1 pseudogene is annotated in these 395 nt (G+C 65.8%); it reads right to left on the bottom strand.

From position 1 onward, the window contains the following. A pseudogene (locus AC1DJO_RS29900) lies at nt 1-395 on the bottom strand (hypothetical protein); the annotation flags it as partial.

Here is a 395-nt window from a genome sequence, read left to right as displayed (position 1 = left end):
GCCAATCGACCGCTTCCACGCGCGGTGCCGGCAACTTGGCGAAACGCGCGTAATCGCGGATGAAGCCTTCCAGGTGCCGCGCGCGATCTTCGATCGTGGCCAGCGCGTTCGGCAAACGCTCGTACTGCCCGCGCCGAACCAGCTCGGCGCCCGAATGCGCCAGCGAAGCGATCGGCGCCAGCGAATTGTTCAACTCGTGGCTGATCACGCGGATCACCTTCTTCCACGTCTGCACTTCCTGGCGGCGCAGTTCGGCGGTGAGCTGGCGCAGCAGGATCAACTCGTGCTTGCGGCCGTTGAGGCGGAACGTACGGCGCGAGAGGTGGTAGATCTCTTCGTGTTCGTCGTCGCCGACGGTGAACATGCCGTCGGCGCCGCGTTGCAGGGCTTCGCGC

It is taken from the genome of Rhizobium sp. 05N430, from assembly GCF_056396985.1.
This window is presented reverse-complemented; position numbering and strand designations above follow the sequence as displayed.